This window comes from Anaerococcus nagyae (assembly GCF_017874535.1).
Taxonomy (GTDB): domain Bacteria; phylum Bacillota; class Clostridia; order Tissierellales; family Peptoniphilaceae; genus Anaerococcus; species Anaerococcus nagyae.
Genome location: NZ_JAGGLS010000002.1, coordinates 142,910 through 164,340, shown reverse-complemented (window position 1 = coordinate 164,340; position 21,431 = coordinate 142,910). Strand labels below are relative to the sequence as shown.

20 protein-coding genes are annotated in these 21,431 nt (G+C 27.4%); 6 read left to right on the top strand and 14 right to left on the bottom strand.

Annotated features, from left to right (window positions below; genetic code table 11):
• Positions 1 to 4: 4 nt before the first annotated feature.
• From hrcA to J2Z39_RS02885, 5 genes are all read right to left on the bottom strand, one after another.
• Positions 5 to 1,018: a heat-inducible transcriptional repressor HrcA gene (hrcA, locus tag J2Z39_RS02905; RefSeq protein ID WP_117521074.1), complete on the bottom strand. Its 1,014-nt coding sequence runs from the start codon at positions 1,016 to 1,018 to the stop codon at positions 5 to 7.
• Positions 1,019 to 1,098: 80 nt separating this feature from the next.
• Positions 1,099 to 2,223 (bottom strand): radical SAM family heme chaperone HemW, encoded by a 1,125-nt coding sequence (hemW, locus tag J2Z39_RS02900; RefSeq protein ID WP_209813711.1) that lies wholly within the window; start codon positions 2,221 to 2,223, stop codon positions 1,099 to 1,101.
• Between the two features lie 99 nt (positions 2,224 to 2,322).
• Positions 2,323 to 3,054: a hypothetical protein gene (locus J2Z39_RS02895; RefSeq protein WP_209813709.1), complete on the bottom strand. Its 732-nt coding sequence runs from the start codon at positions 3,052 to 3,054 to the stop codon at positions 2,323 to 2,325.
• 50 nt (positions 3,055 to 3,104) lie between these two features.
• A complete protein-coding gene (locus J2Z39_RS02890; protein ID WP_117521068.1) occupies positions 3,105 to 4,262 on the bottom strand; it encodes an AI-2E family transporter in 1,158 nt (385 codons plus the stop codon).
• A gap of 409 nt (positions 4,263 to 4,671) precedes the next feature.
• Complete coding sequence (locus J2Z39_RS02885; RefSeq protein ID WP_209813706.1) at positions 4,672 to 5,625, bottom strand: 3-hydroxyacyl-CoA dehydrogenase; 954 nt, start codon at positions 5,623 to 5,625, stop codon at positions 4,672 to 4,674.
• 128 nt (positions 5,626 to 5,753) lie between these two features.
• On the opposite strand from J2Z39_RS02885, the gene J2Z39_RS02880 reads away from it, so the two are divergent.
• Both J2Z39_RS02880 and J2Z39_RS02875 read left to right on the top strand, forming a co-directional pair.
• Positions 5,754 to 6,242, top strand: a complete 489-nt coding sequence (locus J2Z39_RS02880; RefSeq protein ID WP_209813704.1) for an RNA polymerase sigma factor — start codon at positions 5,754 to 5,756, stop codon at positions 6,240 to 6,242.
• Positions 6,232 to 7,110 (top strand): zf-HC2 domain-containing protein, encoded by an 879-nt coding sequence (locus tag J2Z39_RS02875; protein WP_209813702.1) that lies wholly within the window; start codon positions 6,232 to 6,234, stop codon positions 7,108 to 7,110. The genes J2Z39_RS02880 and J2Z39_RS02875 overlap by 11 nt, the downstream gene beginning before the upstream one ends.
• A 26-nt stretch (positions 7,111 to 7,136) precedes the next feature.
• On the opposite strand, the gene lepA is transcribed toward J2Z39_RS02875, so the two are convergent.
• On the bottom strand, positions 7,137 to 8,960 hold the full coding sequence (gene lepA, locus J2Z39_RS02870) for a translation elongation factor 4 (RefSeq protein ID WP_209813700.1): 1,824 nt from the start codon (positions 8,958 to 8,960) through the stop codon (positions 7,137 to 7,139).
• Positions 8,961 to 8,963: 3 nt separating this feature from the next.
• Entirely contained in the window at positions 8,964 to 9,596 is a 633-nt protein-coding gene (lepB, locus tag J2Z39_RS02865; RefSeq protein ID WP_117521058.1) for a signal peptidase I, read from the bottom strand.
• A 156-nt stretch (positions 9,597 to 9,752) separates the two neighbouring features.
• On the opposite strand from lepB, the gene rpsT reads away from it, so the two are divergent.
• Entirely contained in the window at positions 9,753 to 10,022 is a 270-nt protein-coding gene (gene rpsT / locus J2Z39_RS02860) for a 30S ribosomal protein S20 (protein ID WP_117521056.1), read from the top strand.
• A gap of 64 nt (positions 10,023 to 10,086) precedes the next feature.
• Here the strand turns inward: rpsT and holA are convergent, their stop codons facing one another.
• Positions 10,087 to 11,106 (bottom strand): DNA polymerase III subunit delta, encoded by a 1,020-nt coding sequence (gene holA / locus J2Z39_RS02855; RefSeq protein WP_117521054.1) that lies wholly within the window; start codon positions 11,104 to 11,106, stop codon positions 10,087 to 10,089.
• Positions 11,103 to 13,283: a DNA internalization-related competence protein ComEC/Rec2 gene (locus J2Z39_RS02850; protein WP_209813698.1), complete on the bottom strand. Its 2,181-nt coding sequence runs from the start codon at positions 13,281 to 13,283 to the stop codon at positions 11,103 to 11,105. Before J2Z39_RS02850 ends, holA begins: the two co-directional genes overlap by 4 nt.
• Positions 13,284 to 13,348: 65 nt before the next feature.
• On the opposite strand from J2Z39_RS02850, the gene J2Z39_RS02845 reads away from it, so the two are divergent.
• The 3 genes from J2Z39_RS02845 to J2Z39_RS02835 all read left to right on the top strand — a co-directional run bounded on the left by J2Z39_RS02845 (position 13,349) and on the right by J2Z39_RS02835 (position 17,720).
• Complete coding sequence (locus J2Z39_RS02845) at positions 13,349 to 13,975, top strand: alanyl-tRNA editing protein (RefSeq protein WP_209813696.1); 627 nt, start codon at positions 13,349 to 13,351, stop codon at positions 13,973 to 13,975.
• 249 nt (positions 13,976 to 14,224) lie between these two features.
• Entirely contained in the window at positions 14,225 to 15,970 is a 1,746-nt protein-coding gene (locus J2Z39_RS02840) for an ATP-binding cassette domain-containing protein (RefSeq protein WP_209813694.1), read from the top strand.
• Positions 15,963 to 17,720, top strand: a complete 1,758-nt coding sequence (locus J2Z39_RS02835) for an ABC transporter ATP-binding protein (protein ID WP_209813692.1) — start codon at positions 15,963 to 15,965, stop codon at positions 17,718 to 17,720. The genes J2Z39_RS02840 and J2Z39_RS02835 overlap by 8 nt, the downstream gene beginning before the upstream one ends.
• 59 nt (positions 17,721 to 17,779) lie before the next feature.
• Here the strand turns inward: J2Z39_RS02835 and J2Z39_RS02830 are convergent, their stop codons facing one another.
• The 5 genes from J2Z39_RS02830 to wrbA form a co-directional block, all read right to left on the bottom strand.
• Positions 17,780 to 18,370, bottom strand: coding sequence for a TVP38/TMEM64 family protein (locus J2Z39_RS02830; protein ID WP_181965114.1), 591 nt, complete (start codon positions 18,368 to 18,370; stop codon positions 17,780 to 17,782).
• Positions 18,371 to 18,481: 111 nt separating this feature from the next.
• Complete coding sequence (locus tag J2Z39_RS02825) at positions 18,482 to 19,075, bottom strand: TVP38/TMEM64 family protein (RefSeq protein ID WP_209813690.1); 594 nt, start codon at positions 19,073 to 19,075, stop codon at positions 18,482 to 18,484.
• A gap of 116 nt (positions 19,076 to 19,191) precedes the next feature.
• A complete protein-coding gene (locus J2Z39_RS02820) occupies positions 19,192 to 19,911 on the bottom strand; it encodes a hypothetical protein (protein ID WP_117521042.1) in 720 nt (239 codons plus the stop codon).
• Positions 19,911 to 20,627 carry a DUF5058 family protein gene (locus J2Z39_RS02815; RefSeq protein WP_209813688.1) on the bottom strand — a complete coding sequence of 239 codons (717 nt, stop codon included), beginning with the start codon at positions 20,625 to 20,627 and terminating at the stop codon, positions 19,911 to 19,913. The genes J2Z39_RS02820 and J2Z39_RS02815 overlap by 1 nt, the downstream gene beginning before the upstream one ends.
• Positions 20,628 to 20,749: 122 nt before the next feature.
• Positions 20,750 to 21,358 carry an NAD(P)H:quinone oxidoreductase gene (gene wrbA / locus J2Z39_RS02810; protein ID WP_117521038.1) on the bottom strand — a complete coding sequence of 203 codons (609 nt, stop codon included), beginning with the start codon at positions 21,356 to 21,358 and terminating at the stop codon, positions 20,750 to 20,752.
• Positions 21,359 to 21,431 lie beyond the last annotated feature (73 nt).

Genomic DNA, 21,431 nt, shown 5'->3' with positions numbered 1-21,431 from the left:
TCTCTTATTTATTTAATAATCCTGATATCATCATAATATCTGATATGACATCTATATAATTAATACGTGTAAGTCCTACTATACCAATTTGGCCTACAACCTCCTCATTTATTTTAAAATATGAGGTTATAACTGTACTTTCTTTAAGTTCATCTAGCTTGTTTTCATATCCTATACTAATATCAAGGTTATTATCTAAATTATTTTTTAAAAAGCTATCGACTTTTTCTTTACTGTCAAACATTTTTATAAAATCACGAGCTTTGGCTAAATCATCATACTCTTTAAAATTAAAAATATTACCTAAGCCCTCAATTTGTAATTCTCTACTTAACTTTCCAAAAGATTGACCCTTAAGCCTCGTCTTAATGATATCTAGTAAAAAACTATATTCACTTAGCAAGTCCTTTTTAAGTAATATCAGCTTATCATAAACCTCGTTGATATCAGTTCCTACCATAGTTTCTTTAAGAACGTTATTTATAAACAAAAGCTCCTCGGGGCTTATACTATAATCTAAATAAATACTTTCATTTACTATAAGCCCATTATCAAAGACTGCCAAAAGTAAAATTTGACTATCAGATAATCTTATAAGCTCCATATTTACTATCGTTTTAATTTCGTTTTTTAAAGTTAGGGATACTGCTGTTAGATTAGTCATGTCAGCAAGTACCTTAGTTGCAGTCTCGACAATATCTGTTGCATTGTGATATCTTTTATCAAGTAAGTTTACAAAAGCATTATTTTGCTTTACATTTTTTATATCTTCAAGTTCATTTTCTAAGATATAATCAACAAACATTCTATAACCCTTATCAGAAGGAAGTCTACCACTTGACGAATGAGCTTTTTCTATAAGACCCATTTTTTCAAGTGCACTCATCTCATTTCTAATAGTAGCTGGAGAAATGTTTAAATTGTATTCATCAGCAAGGCTTTTAGAACCTATTGGCTCGCCATCTATAATGTAAGAGTTTATGATAGAGAATAATATTTTAAGTTTTCTATCATTCAAAGTTTTCTCCTTTAGCACTCTTTAGTATCGACTGCTAATAATAATATACTAGCTAATATATGCCTGTCAAGAAGAAAAATTTAAATGATAAGAGATAAAAATTGGTTAGATAAATCCATTCCTTTTTTACTAAATCTAAAGTTATCATCTATTATGAAATAATCTAAATCTATGAATTGATTAATCTCGTCTTCATACTTATCTATAAAGTCTACTCCAAACTTATCTTTAAATGCCTTAAGATTAATACCCGAAATCTCTCTTAATTTAAAAATTATATATTCTATTTCTTTTTCTTGGCTTTCAATTATTTCAATATTCTCTATAGGAAGTTTATTTTTATTAATCATATTATTATAATGAATAAAATTTTTGGTGTTATTGTATCTATAATTTCCAAGATATCCTGCAGCACTCATACCAAAGGCAATATATCCATTACCTTCCCAATATTTTTTGTTGTGGTAAGATTCAAATCCTTTTTTGGCAAAATTTGATATCTCATAACGCTTAAGGCCAATTTGATCAAGATTTTCTATAAGCTCATCAAAAATATCAACTTCTATATCATCATCCATTAAATTCAATTTACCTTTTTTATTTAAGGTATAAAATCTAGAACCTTCTTCTACAATTAGAGAATACCAAGATATATGTTCCGGACTAATACTTTTTACTATATTCAAATCATTCTTAATTGATTTATAATCTTGATTTGGTAAGTTTAGCATTAAGTCAAAACTTAAATTATCAAAACCTGTATTTCTAATAAGTTCTATATCAGATATGGCAATTTCTGAACTATGATCTCTACCTATAGATCTTAAAACTTCATCGTCAAAAGATTGGACTCCTAGAGATATTCTATTTATACCTAAATCCTTATATAACAATAGCTTATCCTTATTAATAGAATTTGGATTACATTCTATAGTAAACTCTTTTAGATTATCTAAATTAAAATTATGTAAAGTCTTTACAATACTCTCTATGTATTTACTATCTATGTAAGAAGGAGTACCACCTCCTAGATAAATAGAATCTATGTCTACACATAATTTATCTTGATATAGCTCTATTTCTCTTGTCAAATTATTAATGTAATTATCTATCCTATTTTCCACATTCATGTATGCACAAAAATCACAGTAATAACATTTTTTGTGACAAAAAGGAATGTGAATATAGCATCCTACTTTTTCCATATCTCTACCTTCTCTTATTATTCTAAAATTATAAGAATAAAAATAAACTCTTCCTTAAATAAATTCTTAAGCTAAGGAAGAGTTTATATTTTAAGTATATTAAGCAATAAACTTATAATTTTCTAATGTAGTAAATACAATACCTCGTTTTTCTTCATTTTTATCAATTATAATACTATCATCTTTAATTCCAGATTCTCTTAATGTGTATAGACTATCAAGTACAAAATTTTCACTACCCACTACATAAAAATATGACTTTTCTTTTGTACTTGCTAATTCTTTTATCTTTGCTAAATATTCATTCCTTGTTTCTAGCCAATATTTTACAAATAATGAACCATCTACATCTTTAAAATCACTTTCGTATAAATGTGTATCCTTATTATTTACATTTACACATATAAGCTCGGGAATACCATCACTATCTTTTTCAAATTTTTTAATTAAAGGTCTAATAGTAGACATAGCTATGCCCTGAGATAGTAAAACAATTGGCCTATCTTCTCGTTTAAGTCCCATATGAGATCTTATTTTATAAATAGTCACGCTATCTCCAACCTTTAATTTAGATAAAGTCTTTTTAAAAAGTGATTTTCTTATAGGAATTTTCGTAGTAAACCTAATATTATCTTCATCATCTAAAGTATTAATGCTTAAATGATGAACCAATTTTTTATTAATTTCCTTATCTTTATCATAGCCAGGTAAAGCTAGATGAAAGCTGCTACCTTCCTCCCAATTTAATGCATCTGGTTTTTCTAAAGTATAAGTAAAAACATTTTTATATTCTTCTTTTATATCTAAAATCTTAACTTGATATTTGTCCATTCCATCTCCTTATTGATAATAATTATCATCACTTTTATTATACTACTAATTTATTTATCTTCAGCAGTATTATTTTCTCTCTTGTTAATATTCAAAGTTTTATGGATATAATTAAAAAATAATTTATAGTCATAAAGCCAATTATCTAGAATTCCAGATCTATAAATTCCCACTATAAATATTACTAAAATAGGAGCAAGGATAGCCCCCTTTACTCCAAATAGCTTAAGACCTGCATAAAGAGATATTACTGATAAGATAGGATGAATATCCGCATAATCTCCAATTACCTTTGGAGTGATTACTTGCCTGAAGCTAGTCCAAAATATCAACAATATAAATAAGCCAATACCTTTTTGCATATTATTAAATATAAAAAGTTCTACTGCTGTCCACGGCAGCATAATAATGATAGGTCCTATCATAGGTAAAAGATCTACAAATCCTAATAAGATAGCAATAGGTATATAGTATTGCTGTCCTAAAAGTTTTAATACTATGGCCATTAGTATAAAACACCATAAAGCCAACTTTAATTGAGACTTTATATAATTCCATGTAGAGTTTTTAAAAACTGTTCTAATTAGACTGATATTTGCTTTTGAATATTCTGGAATAGCAGAATTATACTTATTTGAGGCCTCTTGCATATCTCCTAATATTATGTAAAAAGCGACTATAAAAGTAATTATAAAGAATATTAAATCATTAGATGTATTTATAAAAGCTGTTGTAAAACCTAGTGTAATATTGACTGCATTTTTTTGTAAACTCGCCAAAGAACTATAGGCAGAGTCAAGTCCTGATTGAATAGCCTTAGATACAAAAGGTGGTAAAACTTTAATCTTTGAATTTACCGAATCCACCCAAGAATCTACAGATTTTACAATTAAGGGCCAATTTTTTATAATATTGCCCACAAGACCAACTAATTGAGATATTATAATTTGAAAGAACCATATCAATAAAAGCAATATTAAAATTAGTAATATAGTCCCAACGATATATGATATTATACTATTTTTAATAGGAATAATTTCGCCAATTTTTCTTATAAAAGGGTTTAATAAGGCAACTAAAACTAGAGCCAAAATAATAGGTAATAAGCCACTTACAATTTTGGGAGCTAAATATATAACAAGTAAAACGCTAATTAATATTATTAAGCTTCTTAAAATAATTCTTTCGTATAATTTTTTTTCATCCATAATCTTTCCTTAAATTTTTTATTTAAAAATATTATATCATGCTAGCATTGTTAATAAAATATATAAATAAAATTTTTATAAGAATAAAGAATTAATAAGATAAGATATAGATTTAGAAAAAAACTCGTACCTAATGATGCTGTAAGTTTTGGAAAAGTATAAATAATAAAAAGAAATCTTAATAATTTTCGCTTAGCTTTTAAAATAGATAACGGAAAAGTCATTAGCATTTTTATAAAAAACTCTTAAATTATAAACTCTCGATACCGACATACCAATTATACTTAAAAATATATTCCTAATTACTATGATTTTTCCCATAATTTTGATGAAAATAATATAGAGGTCGTTATTACCAATAATAATATTAAAAAATAGCTTTCCAATTTCTGGAAAGCTATTCTATTGACTAATTATACTTATAGAATCCTTCTCCACTTTCTACACCCTTAAGTCCTTTATCAGCTCTTTCTTTTAGTTTTTCTACTGCTTTAGCCAATGCTGAGTTTGGATCTTTAGATTCTGGATTAGCACTTGTAATATTAATTACTGTTGTAATTCCAACTATATCTATTATTTCAAAAGGTCCACGAGGTGATCCTGTTCCAAGTTTCCAGTCCATGTCTATATCATGTGGACTGGCTATATCATCACCATATAACCTTAAACCAGCATCTATAAATGGAACTAAAATAGAATTTAATATATATCCAGGCTGTTCTTTTTTTATTATAGCTGGATACATTCCTATAGATTTTGCAAATTCTACCACTATATCAAAAACTTCTTCACTAGTTTTATCATGACCCATTACTTCAGCTAAGTTTTGTCTCCAAATTGAATTTGCAAAGTGCAAGCTTAAAAATCTCTCTTGTCTACCTGTATAATCTCTAAATGTAGAAGGTAAAAGTGTTGATGAATTTGTAACCAAAATCGCATCATCTTTTAAATATGGTGTAATTTTTTGATAAAAAGCTTTTTTCTCATCTACTACTTCTGCTATAGCTTCTATTACTAAATCTGCATTTGCAAAAGCTTCATCTAAATCAGTAGTGTAATTCATACCATTATAAGTATCTTGGTTAATCTCTTTAAGTTCAGTAATTCTTTTCTCAGTTATCTCTGATTTATCATTAAAAAATGATCTAGGATAATCTGGATTTTTAGCTCCAATATATGAAGGAGCTATTTCTAATTCTTTGCTAAAAATCTCATGCAATTTATCTATACGAGGTCTAACTCTTTCAATAGATCCTTCACTTCTTCCCCAAATAGTGACATTGTATCCATGAAAAGCAGTTATATAAGCTATCTGAGCACCAAGCACTCCTCCACCTGCTATTGTTACATTTTTAATTTTCATAAGTTTCTCCTTTATATTCCTATCTAAAAGATACCCAGAGCTAAGAAAATAACGCAATTATTTTATGAAATATATTAAATAGTGTAATATTTTACTAAGTAAATTGTTATATAAGTAAGGAGGGCAAAATGGATATAGAAAAGATTTATCATATATATTTTGATGACATATATAAATTCATGCTTTCCTTTACAAAAAATAAGGAGATTTCCCAAGATATAACCAGTGAAACTTTTTTAAAAGTTATTAATAACTCAGGTAAGTTTGAAAATATTTCAAATCTTAAATCATATCTTTTTACTATTGCTAAAAATACTTATATAAACTATTACAAACGAAATAAAATTTATATTTCAACTGCTGATATTGAAGATTTTGATAAAGGTATCGAATCATTTGAAAACGAATTGTTAGCTAATGAAGAAAAGCAGAATCTAAAAACTTCAATTGAAAAATTAAATGAACCATATAAGGAAATTACTAAGCTTAGGCTAGCTGGCTTAAGTTTTAAAGAAATAGCAATAATATACAACAAATCTCCTAATCGGGCATGCGTAAACTTTTATAGGGCAAAAGAAAAACTTAAAATTATTATGGAGGAAGATTATGGAATGTAAGGTAATACGCGATTTAATCCCATTATATAAGGAAAACATGTTAAGTGACGAAACAAAGAAACTTGTAAAAGAACATTTAAAAACTTGCAGTTCTTGTAGAAATTATTATAACTTGTTAGCTAATGATACTGATATGGAAATAAAAAATGAAAATGAATCTTTATCTTTTTTAAATAATACAATAAAAAAAGATAAGAAAAATCTAGTCATTATGATCATATCCTTGTTAGTGAGTATTTTTTTAATAATAATATCATATGTCAGCAAGCCAATACCGATTGATTATAAGGATAATTTGATAAATATAAAATCAGATGATAAAAATGTAAATATAGAATTTAGTGATGAAGTCACTCGTATAGATACTGATATTACTACATATGATGGATATAATATCTATTATGTAGATGGCTACACCACAAAAACGGACAAAAAATCAAACAATAGATATGTTGGACTAAAAATACCTAAAGATGATGTTGATATTATCGCTTATACAAATAATGGAAAAAATACTAATAAAATCTTATATGATCCAAGTAGAGTTTTTGAAAATGGTGGTACAGTAGCTCTTCCTAGATTAATACTAGGGATATATGTTAGGTTAGCTTTAATAATTCTAGGAATTTCTATTATACTTATATTAACATTCTTTAAAAAATTAAGTGTATATAATAAAATTAGAATAATTTCTATTCCTTTTTCATACCTAGCTTCTACATTTTTTGTAAAGGGCAAAAATTTATCTAGTAACTATCCTGTTAGAGATTTCATATTTATTATATTAACTGCACTTGCTATATACCTATTTATATATTCAATAACTCTATATCTTAAACAAAAATCAAGTCATAAGTTAGAAATATAAAAGCGGCTTTTAGCCGCTTTAGTCGTTTATTTATCATTATTCTCATCATCATATTTTAATACAGCAAGGAAAGCATCTTGTGGTACCTCTACGCTTCCTAACTGACGCATACGTTTTTTACCTTCTTTTTGTTTTTCAAGAAGTTTTTTCTTTCTTGAAATATCCCCGCCATAACACTTAGCAATCACATCTTTTCTAAGTGCTTTTACAGTTTCTCTTGCAATTACCTTACCACCAATTGCTGCTTGTATAGGTATTGCAAATTGTTGACGTGGTATTTCATCTTTTAATTTTTCTACTATTCCTCGTCCTCTGGCATAGGCACTATCTCTATGAACTATTATTGAAAGAGCATCTACTACTTCATCATTTATTAGAATTTCAAGTTTGACAAGATCTGAAGCTTTATAACCTATTACTTCATAATCTAGTGAAGCATATCCACGCGTCCTTGATTTTAGGCTATCAAAAAAGTTATATATAACTTCATTAAGTGGGAGCTTATATTTAATAGAAACTCTTTTTTCATCAATATAGTTCATATCAATCATCTCTCCACGACGATTTTGAGAAAGATTCATTACTTGTCCTATATAATCTGATGGTGTTATTATCTCAGCTCTGGTAATAGGTTCTTCAATATATTCTATAGTAGTTGGATCTGGAAAATCATTAGGATTTTGAATTTCTTTTTCTTCCTCATTACCTTTTAACTTTAACTTATAAATAACTGATGGAGCTGTAGCTATAATATTTAGGTCATACTCACGTTCTAATCTTTGAGTAATTATATCCATATGCAGTAGTCCTAAAAATCCTGAACGAAGTCCAACTCCTAGGGCTTGTGAATTTTCTTGTTCGAATACTAGTGCTGCATCATTTACTTGGAGTTTTTCTAAAGCATCGCGGAGCTTATCAAAGCTTTCCCCTTCTGCTGGATATATACCTGAATATACCATAGGTAATACTTCTTTGTAACCAGAAAGTGGATTATCAGTAGGATTATTTGCAGATGTTATAGTATCACCTACTCTAGCATCCTTAACTTCCTTGATACTTGCTTCAATAAATCCAACATCTCCAGATCTTAATTCTTTTGTTTCAATACGAGATTTCATGGTATAGCCTATAGTATTTACCTCATAGGTTTTACCAGTATTCATCATCTTTATAGTGTCACCTGGCTTTACAAGGCCCTCAAAAATTCTGACATAGCATATAACTCCCCTGTAGGAATCATAATATGAATCAAATATTAAAGCCTTAAGAGGCTTATCATCATGATCTTCTGGAGCAGGTACATTATTTACTATATCTTCTAGAACATCTTCAATATTTAAACCTGTTTTAGCAGAAACTAATGGTATTCCTTCAGTATCAAGGCCTATTTGACTTTCAATTTCTGCTTTTACTTCATCAATTCTAGATGAAGGTAAGTCTATTTTATTTAATACTGGTAGTATTTCTAAATCTTGCTCTAAAGCTAAGTATGTATTAGCTAAAGTTTGTGCCTCTACTCCTTGACTGGAGTCCACAACTAATATCGCACCTTCGCAAGCTTTAAGAGATCTAGATACTTCATAGTTAAAGTCAACGTGACCAGGAGTATCTATTAAGTTTAAATCATATATATCTCCGTCTTTTGCTTTGTAATGAATTTTTATAGATTTAAGTTTAATAGTTATCCCACGTTCACGCTCAAGTTCCATATCATCAAGCATTTGATTGGTCATTTCTCTTTCAGATAAATGTTCTGATTTTTCTATAAGCCTATCTGCTAAAGTAGACTTACCATGATCAATATGGGCTATTATAGAGAAATTTCTTATATTATCTTTTCTTTTTGTCATTTATTACTCATTTCCGTATGGATTATTATCTATTTTTCCTATATCACTAAATGGATAAATTCTAACAAAGGCATGACCTACTATTTCACTTTTATTAATAGGCCCAAAATTTCTTGAATCGTTACTTGCCCCTTCTAGTCTATTATCACCCATAACAAAATATTGATTATCTAAAAGTTTCCATTCATAATCTTCACTTGTTTGTAGGGTATAGTCTACTGAAGTATAAGATTCATTTAATTGTTCACCATTTACATAAACTTTTTCGTCTTTAAGAGTTATGGTATCACCTGGCTGTCCTATAACTCTTTTTACATATAGTCTATTTGGATAATCAGGTGCTTTTAAAATTACTATCTGTCCTCTATGGTAATCAGTAAAGTTCTTTGAGATTTTATTTACTAAAAGCATATCCCCATCATGAAGAGTATTTAGCATAGAATTACCAGATATATTAGTTGCATCCATTATAAAAGCTTTTATAAATATAGCTATAGCTAAGGCTATAAGAATAGATTTAAGCAATTCTAAAGGGCCATCTTTTTCTTCATCTTTCTTATTCTTTTTTTTAACTTTTTCTTTCGCTACTGAATCTGATTTTATAACAACTTTTTCATTTTCTTTATTATTAGACATACATATTTCCTTTCATTTCATTATTATATTATAAACTAAAATAGTAAAACTACAAAAAAATATATTATTATCATAGACAAGACTTGTAAGTATTTCTAGTTTATGGTAAGATATATCAGTCAAGCAAAAGAGATATAAAAGAAAGAGGGTGAAATAATGGCAAATATTAAATCAGCTCAAAAAAGAATCGAAACTACAAAAAGAGATACTTTAAGAAATAAATCTAAAAAATCTGAAATTAAAACTTACATCAAAAAATTTGATGAAGCTATAGAAGCTGGGAATGTTGACGAAGCTCGTGAAATTTTTAGACATGTTGATAAAAAAATGAAACAAGCAGAAGCTAAAAATATAATTCACAAAAATAAAGTAGCTAGAACAACTTCTAGATTACAAAGAGCAATCAATAACGCACAAAATGCATAATAAAATGAGCAATAATCAGTATTGGATCCTCACATATGACTACTGATTATCGCTCATTATTTTTTTAAATATTATTAGTAATTATGTTAATCAATAATAATATTTCCATTCTCATATTAAAATCAACCGACTTTTGTCTATATTCCATATCAAATAATCTTGAATGAATATCAAATAGCTCATTTAAAGAAAAATTTCTAGAGAAATTCTTAAGCTTTTTGAGTTCAAAACTTCCTATTCCTATGTTCTTCATTATAAAACTATCATTAAAACCATTTAAATATAAGCTCTTTACACCAATAAGATTTCTAATTTGTCTTATAATCATATGATAAATCATAAAAAGATCTTCGTTAGATCTAACCATTTGTAAGTAAACTTTACTAGCCTCTCTACTATTTTTTGAACTTATAGCATCGGTAAGATTAAAAATATTTAAATTTAAAATTTCATCTAATTGATTTAAAACATCTTCTCTTTTAACTATTTCTTCACTTGAATTAGATATGATTTTATCAACTGTATTAACTACTTCATAAAGATCTAACTCACTTTGTTTATTAATATAAGAAAATCTTTCTACTATTTCTGTCACTAAAGATCTTTGAATTTTTTTACCACTTCTTACAAATCTCTTACCAATAAAAGATTCAAGCTCTCTTTGATTTAGCCTATCAATTCTTACAATTGTTCCATTCTTATCAATAGATTTATAAAATTTACCTTTGAAAGGTGAGTTATCGGAAAATATTAGTAAAGTTGCATAAGGTGGAAAGTCTTTTACATCTTTGATAAGTCCATCAAGAATACCATCGTACTCTTTAATAGAATTTTTAGATAAGTCTATATTTCTCCAGATTATATATTTCTTATCCTCCATTACTGGATAAGTTTCATAAGAATTTTTTATAGTTTCAATATCTTTGCTTCCTTTTATTTCAATCAAGTTAAAATCTATTATAGAAATTTTAGATCTTACTTCTTCAATTATAGTATCATTTAAAAACTCTTCTTTAGAATCGAATAAATAAACTCCTGATACATTATCATTTATTAAATTGGTCATAAATTCTTTATAATTCATTTAAAGTATCCGCCTTTTAAGTAACTTTCTATCTTTGTACTATTGCCAAAAACTATTTTAACCATACCACTTTCTTGACTATTATAAATTTTAACACCTTCAAGATTATCTAATACTTCCTTAGTAGGATGTCCATATCTATTGTTGCGGCCAGCTGAAATTAAGGCAACCTTTGGATTAACTTTTTCTACGAAACTTTTAGAAGTTGAAGTTTTTGAACCATGGTGAGAAATCTTTAATACATCTGCTTTTATATCAAGAGTGTCCTCATATTCCTTAGGCAAATCTCCCATACTAAGAATTTTCACACCTTTAATATTTACTAAAAGACCTAAAGATTCAGCATTCTCTTCTCCCATGCTACCCTCAAAAATACATTCTATATAACCATTTTTTAGTTTCATTCTATTATTTTTATGCATAGCTATAGGATGGTATTCTCTTAATCCATCAGTATTATATGGACCAGTGATAAGATTATTAATTTTAAAATTATTATATAAAATTGGCAAGTTCCCACAGTGATCATTGTCTTCATGACTTATGAAAACAGCATTAATCTCTTTTATGCCTAATGACTTCAAATAAGGCACTAATATCTTTTCACCAGAATCATAAGAATCATATTTAGGTCCCCCAACATCAATTAAATAATAATCTCCACCATCATTTATTAAAAATGCATCTCCTTGGCCTATATCAATCATAGAATAACTTATTTCATTATTAACACTTTCATATAATAAACTTATTATAACCACGAAAATATTAACTATATAAAAATGCTTTAGTAGGATTTTATTAGATTTTTTCATATAAAGCATTACTACTATTAGCACATACAAATACAAAGAAACCAATATATTTGGATGAGCAAATTCAAACGCAAAAATAGAAATACTGTTTAAAATACTCGTTAAATTTAATATAGATGCTAATAAATAATCTATTAGCTTAAATACAGGTAAAAGTACTATTTTTAATAGTGGATAACTTATAATTGCTATAAATATTGCATACATGCTAATAGTAAATAAAGGAAGGATTAAAAAGTTTGCTATAACAGCAAGTAAATTAACTTTTCCATAATAATATATAATAAATGGCAACACTGCAAGCTGAATACTAGTTGTAAATCCTAATCTATTTAAAAGCATATTATCTTTTAAATAAATCTTTAGCTTAGGATATACCAAATAAACTGCACTAGTCGCTATAAATGATAAAACATATCCTGCATTCAAAAAAGCAAACGGATTGATTAACAATATTAAATTTGCAGCAATCAATAAAGACTTTAACTTATCTTCAGGCATTTGAAACAAAAAGGATAAAAAGCCTATTAGATTTATTATTAAAACTCTTATTACAGAAAAAGGAAAAGATATTAAATATCCATACACTAAACATATTAACAAAGCAAATCCATAACCATACTTATAATTTATATTAAACTTATTGACTATGAATAATATAAAAGCAACTAACATATCTATATGTAAACCTGAAACTGCGAGTATATGTGCTAAACCTAAGTCTTTTATATCCTCATTTTGAATCAAATTTTCACCTAAAATTACAGAAAATGCAAAATTTGCAGAATTCTTACTTAAGTTATGATCAAAAAGATTATGTGCATAATTGTAAAACTTATTTCTAAGTTTAAGCCCTAATGACGAACTTTTAGATCTTGCATATACTTTATCAATCTCTAAGCTACTTGCTATATTCTTAGATATCAAATAATTTCTATAATTAAAAAGATTAGGATTAGTATTTCTATTAGGGATTTTATGAGTAATCTTAACTAATAAAATATCTCCTATATCAAAATCATCATCAGCAAATAGAACTGATTTCTCTTTACTATCAACTGTTCTAACATCTACAAAGTATCTAAACCCTTCTTTACTACTTCGTTTTTCTAAAATAGTAATCTCTGCTTTTTGTGGATTCTTATCTTTCAAACTATATTTATTAAATTTAAATAAAGCTAGATTAAATCCTAATAGTAAAGCTAATGGAACTATTATTAGATTTTTATTTATTAAAAATAAAATCATAGTAAAAGTTAATGAACCAAATAGAATATAGAGTGGATTGAGGCTTTCAAAATTTATAAATAAACCTATCCCTATTAATAAACCTAATAAAAGTAAAAAATATTTCTTTCTCATAGCCTAACCTCGGGTATATTATATCATATGTATTTAAATGATTAGAGGTGAAAATGAGGTAGCTTATGCAAAAACTATACTTAGAATATCCAGAAATAGAAGAAATTAAGGCAAATATAATATCAAGACGTATTCAAGACAATAATACACAAATTATATTAGATAGGACTATCTTTATGCCTAAAAATTCTTATCTTTTGGAAGATAAGGGAAGTATCCTAGATTTAGAAATACTTTCAATAGATGAAAAGAGAGACAATATAATACATCTAGTAAAAGGTAAACCAAACAAATCTGAAGTTATACTTAAACTAAATATGAAAAATAGAATGAAAAATTTATCCTATAATACTGCTTACATAATTTTTAAAATAGTTATGGGGGTTTTCTATAATTTCAAAGATATAAAATTACAGCTAAGCGAAGAAAGAGCAGTACTTAAGATTAGTGAATTTTATGATAAACTTGATATATCATTAATCGAAGATCAAGTAAATTTTATTATAGCTAAGGCACTTCCTATATATAACAAGCAAGGGATAACATCTATTGCTCCATTGGGTGAAGTAATTAATAACAATCTATGCTTTGATAATACTAGTAAAGTCAGGGCTTTTAAGATTATACATAGCGAAACTTTTGGTACCGATATCGAAATTGAATTTATAGCTGGTAATGATATTTTATATTAACCTGTATTTTTAGATGGCAATTAAGCCATCTTTTTTTATATAAATTTTTCTACAACTTTTTTACATATTTACAAATAAATTTTATCATGCTATAATCTTATCAAATATATAAGAAGGAGGATAAAAATGAATATTAATTTAAATCAAAGAATAGTAAAGGTAAATATCCAATAGTCAAAGTAAGTACATATACTCCTTGCTTTGACTATAAATAAAAGACAAGGAGGTCGTAGGAATATTCCTACACTTATGAAAGAACTAAAATTTATTTTAAATCAAATGTGGTCCAAAGACCCTTTTATGTATGTAATAGTAATCCTTAATTCCATAATCAATGGTGTTTTGCCATTCATATGGATATTTGCTCCTGCCTATGTTATAGATAATAAGGACAAAGGATTAGAATTTTTTATTCCATTTTTTATAGGATTATTTATCCTAACATCTTTAATGAAATTCTTAAACTCGTTCTTAACTGGCAATTACAGGATGAGAATGAATAATCTACGCTATGGGCTAAATACAAACATTATAAATTATAGCCTTAGTTTGTCATACTCAAAACAACAAGATAAGAAATATAAAGAGATCATTACTGACGCTATAAGATCAATACAATATCCCTTTGATGGTTTTGGAGGAATAATTCTTCATATGCCTTTAATTTTTGGTTTAATCATATCTTTAATTGGTTATCTTTGGATATTTACAGCTCTAGAATGGTGGCTAATAATTTATATGATAGTATTAACGTTTTTCTCTTGTAAATTCATATATAAAACGACATTTATATATGATGCTTTTTGGAATGACATTGATTATACATGGGAACAATTACAACAATTAAACTATGAACTTCAAAGTCCAATTAGCAAGCTTGATATACTTATGTATGATTATAATACGTTGTTTAAAAAGTATTATTCCAGTATTACAAAACACTGGGATAATGAATTTGTGAAATCAAACAGTAAAGTTTTTACACTCAATTTAAAGGCTAAGGCCATATCTTTAATCCGTGATGTACCTGTTTTCTATTGGCTAATATCCAATCTTCAAAATGGAAACATAAGACTATCAAAATTTTATATTTTGTTTACTAGCTTATTTTCTTTTGTAATTATCGTTGACAATCTAGCTGATCAGTCTGCTTATTTAGTTAGAGATTTAAACCTATTCAAATACTATTTTAAAACTCTAGATAAACCTGTCAATAATTATAAAAAGGTTAATTTTTCTAAAATAGATATAGAATTTAAAAATGTTTACTTTAAATACCCTAAATCTAACACGTATACTTTGAAAAATATAAACTTAAAGCTTAATAACAATGAAAGCATCGCTATTGTAGGAGAAAATGGAGCTGGAAAAAGTACTCTAGCTCTGATATTGGCAGGACTTTATGAGCCTACTAGTGGAAAAATTTTACTAAATGGAGAGGATATAAATTCTTATAATATCGACAGGAAAGACTTAGTTTCTGCAGTATTTCAAGATACTTTAGTAATGCCTTATAGCATTAGGGAAAATGTAGCTATGAATACCGATAAAAAAGACTTATCAAAAATTTATAAAAAAACTGGTTTAGATTTCTTAGTTGATAAATATGATAATGAGGATGAGCAAATACTTCTAAGAACTCTTGATGATAATGGCATAGACTTATCTGGTGGCCAAAAACAAAGATTGTTTTTGGCTCGTGCTATAAATAAATCTTCTTATCATATTTTAATATTAGATGAACCAACTGCTCAATTAGATGCTATTGCTGAAAAGGAATTATATGAGCTTTATAATTCAATAACTGAAGATAAATCTAGTATATTCATTTCTCATAGACTAGCTTCCACTAAATTTTGTGATAAAGTTATATATTTAAAAAATGGTGAGATCACTGAAGAAGGAACTCATGACGAGTTAATGTCAAAAAATGGCGAATATAAAGAACTATTTGATATTCAAGCCAAAAATTATAAGGAGGAAGCTAATGCGTAATTTTATAAGACTTTTTAAACTTATAGATAAAAATCACAAAGGTTTTATTAAGAAAACCATAATACTTTCTTTGCTTACTGGTTTACTACCCATATTCAATGTAATTGCTCCAAAATTAATAATAGATGAATATCAAAACTTAAGACGCTTAAATATTATGTTTATGATCGCATTAATTGCTTTAGTATTAGCTTTTCTAAATAAAATTATAAATCTATACTCAAATAATTATTATGAAAGAACTATGCAAGTATTTAATGATGAACTATCTTATAAAGTAAATGAGAAAGTTTTAAGTCTGCCTATCGAAATGACAGATTCTAAGTCTATCCAAGATAAGACTCAACAAGCCTTGTATGCAGTAGGAAGTACCTATTCCCTACTAGAATTTATGTCCTTCGCTTCAGGAGCAGTTATAACTGGTATTTTTTCTATAGTTATATTAATTAAACTAAATTTTATAATACCACTTATTTTAATTATCTTAGTAATATTAAATAAACCCTTATCTAAAATAATTAAAGATAATGAGAAAGACTATCAAAAAAGATCTGCTGGAGATATAAGAGTTTATAATTACTATTTTAAATTTGCAAAAGATTATAAATACTCTAAAGATATTAAAATTTTTAATGCAGAGAAGATGATTCTTGAAAAAGCTGCATATCATATGAATGAAATGTTTAAAGCTAACCATAAGTATTTTACAAAAAATGGAGCTATGCTTGGTCTAATAAATATAATAAATAATATGGGCATAGTAGGATCATTCATATATATTACTTATAGACTTATTCAAAATACAATAACAATATCAAATTTCACTTTGTATTTTAATTGCTTAAATAAGCTCATTGAGGCCTTACAATCTTTTCAGCAATATTATGCCGACTTAGCTGGATTAAATGTATCATTAAATACATTATATGAATTTTTAGATATTGAGGATTCCCACGAAGAAGGAGATATAAATGATATAGATCTATCAACAGTAAGATTAGAATTTAAGGATGTATCATTTAAGTACCCATCAAGTAATGATTATATACTTAAAAATTGTTCATTTATAATTAACCCCGGTGAAACTGTAGCTCTCGTTGGGCGAAATGGTGCTGGTAAATCTACTATAGTAAAGCTTTTATGTAAATTTTATGAACCTAGCAGTGGTGAAATTTTACTAAACGGCACCAATATAAAAGATATAGATACAAAATATTATTATAAAATCCTATCCCCTACCTTTCAGGACTTTAGATTATTTCCATTTAGAATCGATGAGAATGTTGCTACAAACATAAAAGATGATATTAATAAATGTGATTATGAACAAATGGATGCTTCATTTAAACTGCTTAATATCAAAAAATGGGTTGACAATCTACCAAATGGAAAAGAGAATTATTTAACGACTGTCTTTGACAATAACGGAGTATCTCCATCAGGTGGTTTAGGTCAAAAATTAGCCTTAGCACGTTCCATGCAACACAAAGGTAAATTTATAATTATGGATGAACCAACAAGTGCTCTTGACCCTCGTAGCGAACAAGAAATATTCGAAAATATGCTAAAAATTACAGAAGATCAAACATCACTCTTCATATCCCATAGATTGTCTTCTACTAAATATGCTGATAGAATTATTGTTTGTAATGATGGTCACATTGAAGAAAATGGAAGTCACACTGAACTTCTAAAAGCCAATAAGCTATACGCAGAAATGTTTAACACACAAAAGGAACTATATACATAAAATAAGGAGTACTTACAAGATAATGGATTATCATTATTTTGTAAGTACTCCTTTTTAAATTATATTTTATTAACTATCCACTCTAATCCCATTGCCCATCCCATTGAATATAAGAATATTGAAGGGGGCTTACATAAAAGAATTATAGTTGAAAATTTTTTAAAACTCATATCAGATAAGCCAGTTAAGTAGCATAGAAAATCATCTGGAGCTACAGGTAATAAAATAGCCCAAGCAAAAAACTTCTCATAAGTCTTATCTCTTATCTTATGCTTATATTTATCAAAAGTATCTTCACCAAATAAATTTAGTACAATTGATTTTCCAAATGTTCTGGATATAAAAAACACCAACATAGATCCAAAACAAATGGATATATAATTGTAAATAAATCCCCATAGTGGTCCAAAGATAACAACTCCAAAAATAGTAGTTAATCCACCTGGTATTATAGGAACAACTATTTGGGTTACTTGCACAATCATAAAAATAATATTTGCCCAAGCACCATAAGATAATATAAAATCTCTAAAAGTGTCAATAGAATTAAATAATCCATGTTTGTAACCCATGTACCCAAGTACAGTTAGTATTAAAAGAACTATTATTGCTATAATATTGCATATATTTTTTTTAAGAAATTTTATCATATAACCTTCTAATCCTGTATTATTATTATAATACAATAATACATCCTTTCATATACCTTGTCAACATCAAATTTTCTTTATTATTCTTTAATAAAGTAAATTATATAATATTTAACTAAATTTATTCATAAACCAATCAAATCCAAAGTACCACGCCATTGAGTATAAAAATATTGATGGTGGTTTACAAAAGAAAATTATTAGTGCAAACTTCTTAAAGCTCATATTACTAAGTCCTGACAAATAACACAAAAAATCGTCCGGAGCAGCTGGCAATAGAATTGCTAAAGCAAAAAACTTTTCATAAGTTTCATCTTTTATTTTATCTTTATATTTATTAAAAGTATTTTCTCCAAAAATTTTTAATACCAAACTTTGTCCAAAAGTCCTAGATATTGTAAAGTTAATTAGACATCCTATGCAGATTGATAAATAATTATATATAAAACCTTTAAGTGCACCAAAGGTAATAACACCAAAGGCAAGTATAATACCACCAGGTACCCCAGGAACTACTACCTGCATAATATTTGCTATAAAAAAAACTAAAAATGCCCAAGGTCCAAAGGATAATACATAGTTTCTAAAACTTTCTATAGAATCAAACAGCCCCTTCTTATATCCTAAATAACCTAGTAAGCAAAAACCTATAAATATTAAAAGTGAGATTATATTGTAAATGTTATTTTTTAAAAAATTCCTCATATTACCTTCTCATATATAAACTATTATCTGACTATATATTAATGATTTATTTAAGATACTAAATAAATAAGGTGTATCATGTATAATGATACACCATTAGCGAATTTAAAACAAGTTTATTGCTTATTTTTTTCTTTGGATTCTAGTTCTATTATTCCTTTCTTATAAAAGATATAGGCTAATAGCACTGATAACAACATTACCCCAACCATTGCATATCCTTGTTTTCTATCTAGATTTACTATAAATATGTTTATTATAAATACTATAGCTAAATCTATGACTCCAATTAATGGTTTTTTCTCAGCCTTATAGCTACCAGCTGTTTTATTCATTAAGGTCCCAACCAACATTGATCCAAACAGTGCTGGCATAATATAATTAGTTGCTGTTTTAACAGTAGGACTAGTTAGTATAGGACTAAGTGGAACTAAAAGTATTACACCAAGAAATATTATAACCATAGTGGTCATACCAGATATGCATACTGCAATCATTCCTATAACATCTGCCTCTTCTGTACCAGGATCTTGATCAACAGAAGATAAAGCTGATAAATATGCTGGAAATTTAATATTGGTTACATTTCCCATAATGGAATTTAAATAAGCTGAATTCCCTGTAAGTGGTATCATTGATAGTTGTTCAGCTAAAGCAGTAGGTAAAAATATTGCAAGAAGTGGTCCTGCTGCACCCATAACAGAATCAAATGATGGCCAAATACTATAAACCGTACATATTACTGATGGTATAACAAACATTATTGCAATACAAATAATTGTAGCTATTCTTCCAAGTCTGTAGGTATTATCCATATAAGATTTATTATTAGCCATTATAGTACCCCCTCAAAAAACACTCCTGCTGCCATCCCAATTATTAGAGCAAAACTCATTATGAAATCAGATAACCAAGAAATATTATATTTTTTTGATACTTTTCCAAGTATTATTGTTACTAAAATAGAAGTTATTGCTACTGCAGCATGAGTTTTTGATTTTAAAAATTCTATAGGAAAAAATACTGTAACCATTCCAAAAGTTAATACAGAAAGTGCTAACTCTCTAAATGGAGATGGTTTGGTACCTACACCCGAAACTTTTTTGTGATATTTTTCTAGAAAAAATATATTAAATAGCATTCCTCCTAAAATTGAGATGGACATGGTAAACATTATTGTACCTATAGCACTTATATCAGTTGATCCTTGATATGAAGCGAGATCAGGATAACCAAGTCCCTTTACAGCAAGCTCCGCTGCTGTAAGTTCATAAGGTAATGATCCCACAACTGATAACCTAAACCAAGGCCATGGTATACCTAAAAGCGGTGTAAGGGTTATAAGTCCAATTATAACCGCAATAGATGGTACTATAGAAAATACCAAAGAACTTTTTATTGTAGCTTTTACTTTCTCATCTGGTATATCTAATTCCTTTGCACGTTTTTTTGCACGAACAAAGAACAAAATACATATTAAAAAGATGACTAAAAGCCCAATAGCTACTAATACGTAAAGTAATTTACTATTTAAGATATCAAAAATATTCATATACCCTCCTTAATATAAATTATATATTATATATTAAATATACCCAAAATAAAAATACCTGTATAATTTATATAGGTATATAAAAAATAAAACCTGGATTAGTAATCCAGGCTAAGTATTTACTAATTATTTATATACTTTCCAGCTATTTCTAAAAGTCTTTGTGTTTGATGTTCAATTGCTTCTTTAACATCATTTTTTATTTCATCATCTTCATCAGCTTGAGTTGCCGATACTCCATATGGATTTCCACCTTGAGCATATATTGATTGATCAGTGTATCCTGTTGGAACTATTATTGAACCCCAATGCATAGCTGACGTATATATAGATCTTATAGTTTGTTCTTGTCCTCCGTTTAGATTTTTGGAAGAAGAAAAAGCTGTAACAAATTTATTTACTAATTTACCCTCAGCCCAAACACCACCTAATGAATCTATAAAATCTTTCATTTGACTTGAAATATTACCAAATCTAGTAGGACTAGAAATAATTATAGCGTCTGCCCAAACTAAGTCCTCAGGACTTGCTATTTTAATGCCTTCTGTTGCTTTAATTGTTTTATCCCAGGCAGATCCTTTTATAACATTACTTGTATCTCTTAATTCACTAACTTTTAAAAGCTTAACTTCTGCTCCATTTTTTTCTGCTTCTTTTTTTGCATATGAAGCCATTTTATAATTAACTCCTGTTTGAGAATAAAAAACTATTGATAATCTTACTTTTCTCATAACTAACTCCTTTAATTGTTTATCTATATAAAATATATACCCATCTTTTTATTTATAAAAAAAGCAGGACAAA